Consider the following 10,660-nt stretch of genomic DNA (forward strand, 5'->3'; position numbering starts at 1 on the left):
TTCACACTGGCACAATAACGTCGGTATGACTGGCACAATAACGCCGGTATATCCAAAAAGAAAGGGATTTGATATTTCCAAGTTTCTTTAATATTTGGATCAAAATCAAGAATAATTTTTCTAAGACTCAAAAAGCAAGATTTACTAGGTTCTTGCTGATTTTCATAAAACTCTTCAATAATACTTAACATGATGCAAAAATAGGATTGTGCTTGGAATAGTCTTGTTTCTTAGCATTTTGTTTTGAAATAAAATTGGTTGTTAATTTTTAACTCTTAGTTGTTAACTACCTTAACTTCAACCTCATCATGAATATAAACTAATAATCCCTTGCTTGGTTTCCCAGAATATTTTTCTACTAATTGGCAATAATTGAGAACTTGATTTTCGTCTTTTTTCTGTTTTTTACCTGTCTTATAATCAATGATGATAAACTGCTCTTCTAGTTCGATCATTTTATCAGGACGATATTTTTTTCCTTCGGAACTATATAATTCTCGTTCTGAATAATTAGCTAAACCTTTATGATAGAATTCCTGAAGGAGAGGATGCTCAATTACTCGTTTTACTATGGCTTCTATTTCATCTCTTTCTTCAGCTGCTATCCACGATTTATATACCATTCTAGACAATATAAAATCAATATCCTCCTCCGACTGTATTTCTGATAAAACAGCATGTACTTTTTGTCCCCATTGTGCCGAAGAAAGCGCGGTATTCTCCTCTTCAGTATCTAGTGCTAATGAGATACTGTTTCGCCAATCTGCATTGGTTTGAGATGTCATGCTTACAGAAGTAGAATCCATGGATTCTGCATGTTTTTTTTCTTGTTTCTTAACTGTGTCATCTCCAAAGACAAAGACGTTCTCCTCTAATTGTTTGGCTTCCGATTGCAAAATAAACTCATCTAAAATCTGGTCGAATTTAAAAAGATTAGAAGTAGATTTTGATTTTTTTGGAACTTCATATTTATCCACCAATAAATAGAGTTTTTGTTCTGGTCGAGTCATAGCCACATAAAATATATTCAGCTCATCGAGTTTGCCTAAATCGTCTTCTATGGTTTTAAAAGACTCAAATTGGGTGCCTTCAAGACTTGACAGTTTAAAAGGAAAGCTTTTAAGTTGAGGGAAGTCTTTAAACTCTGGATTTAACCAGATTTCTTGTCCGGGTCTGGAACGTAAATGAGCTTGAGCAAAATGATTGATCACCACAGGGAATTCCAATCCTTTTGACTTATGAAAACTCATCAGTTTTACGGCATCCCATTCTTCAGGAACTTCCAGTTTATAATCGTAGGCATTGATGGTCCACCACTCATTGAAATCTGCCAAAGACTGATGGTTATCTTGAGTGAAAATAAAGGCTGCTTCTAAGAAAAAATGAAGGAGTGCATTATTTTTATCCATCCTGAAAATATCACAAATTTGTTCCAAAGCCTCATAGGCTTCTAGTTTTAATAGTTCTTCTTTATCTAAATTAATTTCTAATGCTATCCATAAATCTTGAAGTTCTTTTGAAGAATCAAGATTCATTAAACAATCAGAATAAGTACTGTTTATGTATCCCTGTCTAAACAGATACTTTAATATCTCAGATTGATAAAGAGATTCTTTGGGTTGATAGAGATATTGGATTACACTTACTAAAAATTGTACTTGTGGTGAGGTGTCTACATGCAGGGATTCTGAGGAAATCACATTGACGCCTTTGCTTAGAAGATAATGGGCTACCTGTATTAGAAAGTCATTTTTTCGAGCCAAGACCACGATATCTTTCAATTGAAATCCTTGCTCTAAACATTGTTGAATGATCTCATAAGTACGCTCAATATAAAGAAGGTTTTTATTCTCAGTTCCTGCAATTTCTTTGATATCCATCTGGTGAATTTCTACGGAAGAAGGCAGGTCTTTTTTGCTTTGAGGATTCTGAATTAAATCAGCATAAACACTAGCTTGTGATTTTGGTAGAAATTCTCTATCGATGATAAATTGAAAGAGTTTATTATTGAATTGCACAATATTTTCTCCTGTTCTATAATTAGTAGTCAGGTGAATCTCTTCATAGGCTCGATATAATTGTTGTTCCCTATCTGCCATAAAAGGATCACTTCCAATATTGGTTAGCTTAGGGAAATGACTAAATTGCTCCACATCACTACCGCGCCAGCGGTAAATGGACTGTTTGGCATCTCCAACTATCAAGTTGAAATGATTCTCAGAAAGTGAGTTCTCTACTAATGGTAAAAGGTTATGCCATTGAATAACAGAAGTATCCTGAAATTCGTCAAGTAAAAAGTGTTGATATTTATTTCCAATTCTTTCAAAGATATAGGGAGCTGATTCGTTGGCGATTTTCTCAGAGATGATTTTATTGAAATCGGAAATATGAATCATTTGCTGATCCACTTTCATCTGATTTATGATTTTTTCTAATTCCATCAATACCATAAAAGGGTAGATGCCAGCAAATACTTCTTTTTTCAAGATATAATCAGACCTATAGTCTTCTATAAAGGCCTGCGTTTTTCGATAAATTGCTTTTATTTCTTCTCCTTGTGATTCTATATTGGTTTTGTCTGCAGGGCTTACCTTTCCAGCCGTCCACTTGTCTTCTTCTATCATCTTAATGACATAAGAATTAGGCTCTAGAGATTTATAATCTTTCTCAGTAAACCTTTTAAAATAAGGATAAATACTTTTGGCTCCTTGAAAAAACATACTGGGCAAAATAGCATTTCTCTTGCATAAATCGATGAACTCTTGCCCAAAGTTCTGCAACTGTTTTTCAAACTCTTTTACTTGTGCTTCCAATTGTTTTTGTATGGAAGACATTTCTTCTAAATCTAACTCTCTAAGCGGTTTAAGGAATTCCTCCTCCACATCATTTAATAAGGACCTTGCTCTGTCTTTTAAATCGTTTACAATATTTCTACTTCGCTCATTGTCAATCTTTTGCTGACTATAGCACGTTAATATTTTAGTGATGAGTTCTTCTTTATTATCAATTCTACTCACCAATTCCTCCACCGCATCCTTCAACATTTGATCGGCATTAAGTTCCACTTGATAATTGAAACTCAAACCTAAATCGTGGCTAAAGGAGCGAATAATTCTATTGGTGAAGCTATCTAAAGTACTCACCGCATACTCAGAGTAATTGTGAATGAGGTTTTTATGAAGAATCAAAGAATCGTTTTGTATCATTCTTCTGGCTTCGAGTATTCCTTTGCTATCGAGAGCCGTTTTGTATTTTGGAATTTCCTGGAGGAGGGTTTCCAGAAAATAAGGATCGTCTTTTTGTAATTTGAGTTGAATGAGTTGTCCGAGAAATTCGAGAATTCGCTCTTTCATTTCTTGAGCAGCCTTATTGGTAAAAGTAAGCGCTAAAATATGCTTATATGCCTCTGGTTTCCCTAATGTAAGTTTGAGATACTCCAAGGTTAGGGTAGTGGTTTTACCGCTTCCTGCCGATGATTTATAAACCTTTAGTGTTTTGGTAGATGCGCTCATGTGTATGAGTTAATGTTAATAGCTAATAGTTAAAAAGTTGGATTCAAAGAAAGCCTAAAATTCATTATAAAGGCCTCAAGCCTAGTGTTTCAAACTTCAAACTTCATGCTTCATGCTTCAATCTTCAATCTCCAATCTATTTCCTAACTTCCAATAGTTTTAGCCCACCAGTAGTAGGATGTAACTCCATCACATTTTGGTTAAAATGTAACTTCTGTAATTTCCCAAACTGTGGAATCGCCATTAATTGCTTGTCGAACTCTTTTGAACCATATTTTACCCAAACTTCAGCTGTTTCTGGGAAACGATATACTATTCCATCAACCGCAGAATTGGTATTGATATCATTCATGTTTTCCGCTAAACCATTGCTTTTAATAGCTAAGGAAATCTTTTCACCGCCACTAGCAGAAAGATAATCAACACCAGATTGTTCAGAGAATTTAAAAACCGGAGCTATAATATTAGGTTGGTCGGTAGTTGGAGAATAATAGAATACATAATGTTCATCTGTAAGCACTGTTTTACCTGCAAATAGTGCCAAATAATCATCCTCCATCTGTTTAAGCTCGCCATTCATGATTTCCATAGTTCCAGCACTATATGCAACTTCTTGATAACCAGAAATCAATTCAAATCTATTCTTTCTGATTTCCATTAAAGTAGTTGCAGCATCTTGGGCTCTTTGCAACATGTCTTTTTCCACACTATATTTTTTGATAATGGCTTTTTCGATATGCGAAGTGTCAATATCCACTCTTCTAATGATGGTATCGGTTTTTTCAATCAGATTGGCATCGGCGAAATATCTGAAATCCTTGTTTCCTTTGATGATTTCTTCAATCAGAATATTTTGATTTTCAATGGCAGCAGTTTGCGCAGTTGCTGTGACTCCACCGAATAAACCAGATTCGTTCATTTGCAGGTATTTGATATTATCAGACTTCTCTGAATTCTCACCCAAATTGACGAAGTATAATTGCTCTGGGTCGGCAATGATTTCAGCGTCAATAGCTACATTTTTTATAGAATAGGATTTAGAGTTATAATCGATAATGGTTTCTAATCCCAATAATTTCTTAGCATAAATAGCATAGGGGCCTTTAATATGTTCAGCTTTCTCTACCCAAACGTCTATTCTAAAACTGGCTTTAGGTAAAGCATAAACGGTACCATTGGAAGCTGAGAAGTCTTCAAGTGGTGTTACTTTAGTTGTAGTGACCTGAGCAATGCTCGTTAAACTAAAAGATATCATTAAAAGAAATAAATATTTTCTCATTTTTTGGATTATTAGATTTTTAAGAAGGAGTGAGCTTGTTAGCTTTTCAAAGCCTTAGTTAGTAAAGAAGTCGAATACATTACCAATGGTACTTGTTGAACCTTTGTATAATTCTGTATACTTACATTGTGTGCAAGTTACAGCGGTGAATTTCTTATTTTGCACATCGAATATTTTTGAGAACCTTCCTCCGGTTGTTCTTATTTCATCGGTTTCGAAGCTAGTATTTCCGCACTTTGGACAAACATATTTTTGAGACATAAAAAAAGAGTTTTATTTATAAAATTGAAGACAATATTACAAATAAAACTCTAATTATAGATGAATTCTTATAAAGACTATTTCACAAATAATAGTTCACGATATTTTGGCAATGGCCATAACTGATCATCCACCAATAACTCAAGTTTATCAACATGACGGCGAATAATATCTAAATATGGACGAACTTTAGTATCATAAGCTACAGCCATATCATGCTCTCCCTCAAGCTTATTGGCTATCTTACGTTCATTAATCATAAAATCAACATTTTTCTTAATTTCAGAAATATGATGTGAAATATGAGTGATGATATCAAGCTCATTCTTAGAAACCTTACCATATGTTTGAAGATCTAAGATTTCTTTTAATCCTCTTACATTTTCTATCAAGGTATTCTGATATCTAATGGCAATGGGAATGATATGATTAGTAGCCATATCTCCTAAAATTCTGGATTCAATTTGAATGTTTTTAGTATACTTTTCTAAACGAATCAATCTGCGTGCTTCCAATTCTCTTTTGGTCATCACATTATTGCGCTCAAATAAGCTTATTGTTTTTTCGTCGATGTAAGTATCTAAAGTTAAAGGTGTTGTTTTAATATTACTCAATCCTCTTTTTTCGGCTTCTGCTAACCATTCGTCGCTATAATTATTGCCTTCAAAACGAATTCTTTTGCTATCAATAATATACTCTTTAATCACTTGGAATAAGGCATCTTCAAAAGAAATGCCATTTGCCATTGAAGCATCCATGTCTTTTTTAAAGGTGACGAGTTGGTCGGTAAGGATGGTGTTTAGTGCAATCATAGGCTTAGCACAATTGGCATTGGAACCCACAGCTCTAAATTCAAATTTGTTTCCTGTGAAAGCAAAAGGGGAGGTTCTGTTACGATCTGTATTGTCTAATAGAATTTCAGGTATCTTAGGCACATCAATATTTAATGCTTCTAAAAGATCATCAGACATTCCAGCACTAGTAGTACTAGCTTCTATTTTGTCTAGCATTTTTGTTAATTGAGAGCCAATAAACACACTGATAACAGCAGGAGGCGCTTCATGACCACCCAAACGATGATCGTTGCCAGAACTAGAGATGCTAGATCTTAATAAGGCTTCATGATCGTTTACTGCTTTGATCATGTTCACCATATAGGCAATGAACTGTAGGTTTTCTTTACTGTTCTTTCCGGGAGCAAATAGATTCTTACCCGTGCTTGTAGCTAATGAATAGTTATTATGCTTTCCTGAACCATTAACATTGGCATAAGGTTTTTCGTGGAATAGGGCTACAAAATCATGTTTCTTAGCCACTGTTTCAATCACATGCATAATCAATTGATTATGGTCAACGGCTAGGTTTACTTCTTCATATACAGGAGCTACTTCAAACTGATTTGGTGCTACCTCATTATGACGAGTTTTTACAGGGATTCCCAATCTGTGGGCTTCTATCTCATACTCTTTCATAAATTCTTTCACTCTTTCAGGAATAACTCCAAAATAGTGATCAGAAAGTTGTTGGTCTTTAGCACTTGAATGGCCAAATAGGGTACGACCTGTTAAAACAAGGTCGGGGCGAGCGGTGTGTAAAGCAGAGTCTACCAAGAAATATTCTTGCTCCCAACCGAGAGTAGCATATACTTTATTCACATTTTTATCAAACATTTTACAAACAGCTGTTGCTGCATTGTCAAGAGCGCTTGATGACTTCAATAGAGGAGTCTTATAATCTAAGGCTTCTCCAGTGTAGGATACAAAGATAGTAGGGATACAAAGTGTCGTTCCAAGGATAAATGCAGGACTTGTTGGATCCCAAGCGGTATATCCTCTGGCTTCAAAAGTGTTTCTAATTCCCCCATGAGGAAAGCTACTGGCATCGGGTTCCTGTTGAACCAGTTCATTACCTCTGAAATTCTCGATGGCTTTGCCTTCTCCCTCAGGATTAACAAAAGCATCGTGTTTTTCAGCAGTAGAACCAGTTAATGGATGAAACCAGTGAGTGTAGTGGGTGGCCCCTTTCGATGATGCCCATGCTTTCATAGAAGCGGCAATCTGATCTGCAACTTTTCTGTCAATTTTTAAGCCCTCTTCAATAGCGCTTTTAACTTTGCCAAAAGCCTCAACGGTCAAGTATTCCTTCATAGCTGACATATTGAAAGTCATTTCCCCGTAATACTCAGAAGGTTTGTTCTTTGGCATTTCATAATGGACGAGCTTTCTGTCAAGCGTTTTTTCAAGAGCTGTGAACCTGAAATTTTGCATAATACTAATTTTTATTTGTTAAATAATTTAGAATGGTTTTAAGCTGCAAATATAAGTTTTTCAAAAAGAGGGCTTCGTAAAAAAATGAATTTCTTATCAAGAAAAGATGGATATTTTGTTAATAAACTATGAATAATTATACGGTGTGATTTTTTCAAACGTTTGCGGTAAAAATAGGGTGAAAAAGAGCTGATAAATTCAACTTGTTTTTTTGGTGATGAATTTGAAATAATGCTAAATATCAAATCGAATGATGCGATCTTGCTATCAGAAATAAGAAGAGGGAAAGGAATAATAGTCTCAAATCTATTGCTAAATTTATCTGGGAGGGTTTAATAAAAACGATAAAAGGTTTTAAACTAAGTTAAAATAAAGAGTGTTGATTTATTTTATGGAATCCTCTTTTTAATTCATTTATTGATCTTATTTGTACTACTTTTTAATTTGTGGAGCCTAGTTTTATCTGATATGAATTATAGTAATCATTTTTTATCTTTAGAAATTGATTTAATTTTGTCAAGAACATATTTAAAACTATTAAAAAAAACACTAATGCTATGAAAAAACTATTAGCTACTACCATTATTATATTGATATCTAGTCACTTGTTGATAGCGCAACTATCGGGAACTCGAAATGTACCATCTGAAAACTACCCTGATTTCCAGTCTGTTGTAGATTCGTTAAATCTTTATGAAGTAAATGCAGGAGGTATTACTTTTGAAATGAGTGGAGATCTAGTGTTTAATCATTCTCCACTTATTATTAGCGGTAGTGGAAGCTCAGGGAACCCAATCAATATTCAGTGGAATCAAACAGGAGCAAAGCCTATTCTAAATATCGAAGGAACAATAGCTGATGCTGAGGCGGGTATTACTCTTTTAGGAACCGATTATATGACCATTGATGGGATAGCTATTAGTACCGAAAATGGGCTCCTTGAATATGGCTTGTTTCTAAGTAATGCATCAATTAATAATGCTTGTCAACATAATGTATTTCAGAATTTAGATATCAATTTAAACAAAACCAATAGCAATCAAACCATAGGGATAAATGTGCTAACAGAAGAAGAACCCACATTTTCTGAAGGGATTCATGCTGATAATAAATTCTTTAATAATACGGTTCAGAACTGCATTATAGCTTATAATTTTGATTCTGGAACAGGGGATGTTAGTTTCATGGGCTTTGATAATGAAGTAGGAGCGATAGATGACGGAATAAGTTTGATTTCAGATATTTCTTTATGTGGAGTTTATTTGAAAGGGCAAAATGGCGCAAAAGTACATCATACCCAAATTATAGATTTGGAGAGAATTGGTACTGGCAGTACTGCACCAGCAGCCATTGCAACAACGAGTAGCTTGCCCAATGAATTGTTGACAGAACCATTTGAAATTCACGATAATATTATTGATAATCATCATTCTGCTATCACCAGTATCTTTGGTTTTTATTTGAATGCCCGTAAATCTGAACACCTTATATATAATAATATCATAAATAACATCAGTGCAACAGGGGGAGGATCGAATACAGCTACCGGGATTATGCTTTTTGGAACCGATATTACAGCAACTATCTATAATAATATGGTTTCTGATATTGCAGCTCCTGCATCTTCTTTGTCTGGTTCGCCAGCAGCGAGAGGTATAGAACTTCGAAGTTTTAATGAGGCCTTTGTCTTGTATAATTCAGTGCAATTAGATTATACAGCAACAAACAGTGAGAATTCCTCCGCTGCTTTGTTTGTGAATAATGATGACGAACCTGTAACTTTAAAGAATAATATCCTTATTAATTTAACATCACTCACATCTCCATCCACAGGGCTGGCAACGGCGTTTTATAAAAGTACCACCACATTGGTCAATATCACAAATGAGACTTCTAATAACTTATATTTTAGTGATGAACCATCTGAAAGCCATCCTATTTTCTATGCCTACAGTAGTAGTTCGCCTTTAATTGGAGAAACTTTGGAAGATTATCAAGCCTTAGTCGTAGACTTCGATCAAATAGCTTTTACTGGACAGGTTAGCTTTATTGATGATTTGTATTTGTATGTGAATAACTCAGATGTATTGGTTCGTGAAAATGCTATTCCTATTGATAATCCAATATCTATCACCGAGGATATTGAAGGACAAGAACGAAGTCTGGTAAATCCAGATTTAGGAGCTGATGAATTGGCTGAGCTACTGCCAACAACAGCTGTCAATCCAAATCCTGCCGACTTAAGTACTGATGTTTCAATTACACAGGTTGCCCTTTCATGGGATTATCTCGATGATGGTTTATTTGCTATTCCAGCAGGATTCAAAGTGTTTCTTAATGATTCGGATGATTTTAGTGGACTCCCGTATTATTGGATTGATTTTGAAGAAGAACAGGACAATTACTATATCAACATTTCAGATATTCTAGATCTAGAATATGATATGGATTATTTTTGGAAAGTTATTCCAATAACAATTGATGAGGATGGCCAGGAAGCTGAAGGGGTAGAGGTTTGGACATTTGCCACTGAAAGTTCTGTATACGACTTCCCTAATCTAGCAGAATGCGTAAGTCCAGTAGATGGTGAGTTGGCTGTAGCTATAGATTTAGAGACTTTGATGTGGTCTTTTAGTTTAGAAACAGGCTATTCGGAGCCTTTTGGTTTTAAGGTATATTTTGGTACAGATACAAATTTAGGTGAGGAAGAGCTATTAGCGTTTGTGGAATATCAGGCAGGTGAAGACAATTATTCGATTAATCCAAGTACAGAGGACTTTTCTCCTGAAACTATCTATTATTGGAAAGTAGTTCCGGTAGCGCAATCAGAAACAGGAGTAGAGAACCCTAATGCTGTGAACTGGCAGTTTACTACAGAACAAAATACTTCAATTGAGACCATTAGTCAATCAAACTCTTTAATCTATCCAAATCCTGTTAGTGATTTTATTTCTATTTATATTAAGGAAGAATGTGAACTGAGCGTTTATTCCTTGTCGGGGATTAAAGTTTATTCTAAAAGTGAGCAAAAAGGACAAGTTCTTATTCCTGTAGATGAATTAAAACCAGGGGTTTATTTTCTGACTTTTCAGAATATGGGAAATATAATATCTGAACGATTTATAGTGGAATAATGAATGAGTTAATGTTTAACATGTTTTTTGTGACATTGGGAAAATCCCCACCTATAAGTTTATAGGTGGGGATTTTGTGATCAATTCATTTAAAATTGGGCATAAGCTTGTTTAATTATTAGATCGAAAAGTATTTTAAGTTCAATTGTATCAATAACTGAAGTTTCGCACCAAATCAGACTGCCTTATCAAGCTGAATTAGAATAG

5 protein-coding genes and 1 pseudogene are annotated in these 10,660 nt (G+C 34.7%); 1 reads left to right on the forward strand and 5 read right to left on the reverse strand.

Translation table 11 applies throughout. The annotated features are described in order from the left end of the window. The 5 genes and pseudogenes from HNS38_RS20305 to HNS38_RS18815 form a co-directional block, all read right to left on the reverse strand. Positions 1-191, reverse strand: a pseudogene (locus HNS38_RS20305) (DUF1801 domain-containing protein); the annotation flags it as partial. Between the two features lie 84 nt (positions 192-275). Further along, positions 276-3,512: an exodeoxyribonuclease V subunit beta gene (locus HNS38_RS18800; RefSeq protein WP_172346900.1), complete on the reverse strand. Its 3,237-nt coding sequence runs from the start codon at positions 3,510-3,512 to the stop codon at positions 276-278. A gap of 136 nt (positions 3,513-3,648) precedes the next feature. Further along, a complete protein-coding gene (locus tag HNS38_RS18805; RefSeq protein WP_172284410.1) occupies positions 3,649-4,791 on the reverse strand; it encodes a DUF4831 family protein in 1,143 nt (380 codons plus the stop codon). A gap of 54 nt (positions 4,792-4,845) precedes the next feature. After that, the gene (locus HNS38_RS18810; RefSeq protein ID WP_172284408.1) at positions 4,846-5,052 is read right to left on the reverse strand and encodes a zinc ribbon domain-containing protein; all 207 of its coding nucleotides are present in this window, start codon (positions 5,050-5,052) and stop codon (positions 4,846-4,848) included. A 77-nt stretch (positions 5,053-5,129) separates the two neighbouring features. Continuing rightward, a complete protein-coding gene (locus tag HNS38_RS18815; protein WP_172284406.1) occupies positions 5,130-7,319 on the reverse strand; it encodes a glutamine synthetase III in 2,190 nt (729 codons plus the stop codon). Positions 7,320-7,876: 557 nt separating this feature from the next. Here HNS38_RS18815 and HNS38_RS18820 point away from each other — a divergent pair. After that, the gene (locus tag HNS38_RS18820; RefSeq protein WP_172346901.1) at positions 7,877-10,453 is read left to right on the forward strand and encodes a T9SS type A sorting domain-containing protein; all 2,577 of its coding nucleotides are present in this window, start codon (positions 7,877-7,879) and stop codon (positions 10,451-10,453) included. The last annotated feature ends 207 nt before the right edge of the window (positions 10,454-10,660 follow it).

This window comes from Lentimicrobium sp. L6, assembly GCF_013166655.1.
Classification (GTDB): Bacteria; Bacteroidota; Bacteroidia; order Bacteroidales; family UBA12170; genus UBA12170.

Excerpts from the sequence above, each read along its gene's own strand:
- HNS38_RS18805 (WP_172284410.1), bottom strand. The coding sequence starts at position 4,791 with ATGAGAAAATATTTATTTCTTTTAATGATATCTTTTAGTTTAACGAGC.
- HNS38_RS18800 (WP_172346900.1), bottom strand. The coding sequence starts at position 3,512 with ATGAGCGCATCTACCAAAACACTAAAGGTTTATAAATCATCGGCAGGA.
- HNS38_RS18810 (WP_172284408.1), bottom strand. The coding sequence starts at position 5,052 with ATGTCTCAAAAATATGTTTGTCCAAAGTGCGGAAATACTAGCTTCGAA.
- HNS38_RS18820 (WP_172346901.1), top strand. The coding sequence starts at position 7,877 with ATGAAAAAACTATTAGCTACTACCATTATTATATTGATATCTAGTCAC.
- HNS38_RS18815 (WP_172284406.1), bottom strand. The coding sequence starts at position 7,319 with ATGCAAAATTTCAGGTTCACAGCTCTTGAAAAAACGCTTGACAGAAAG.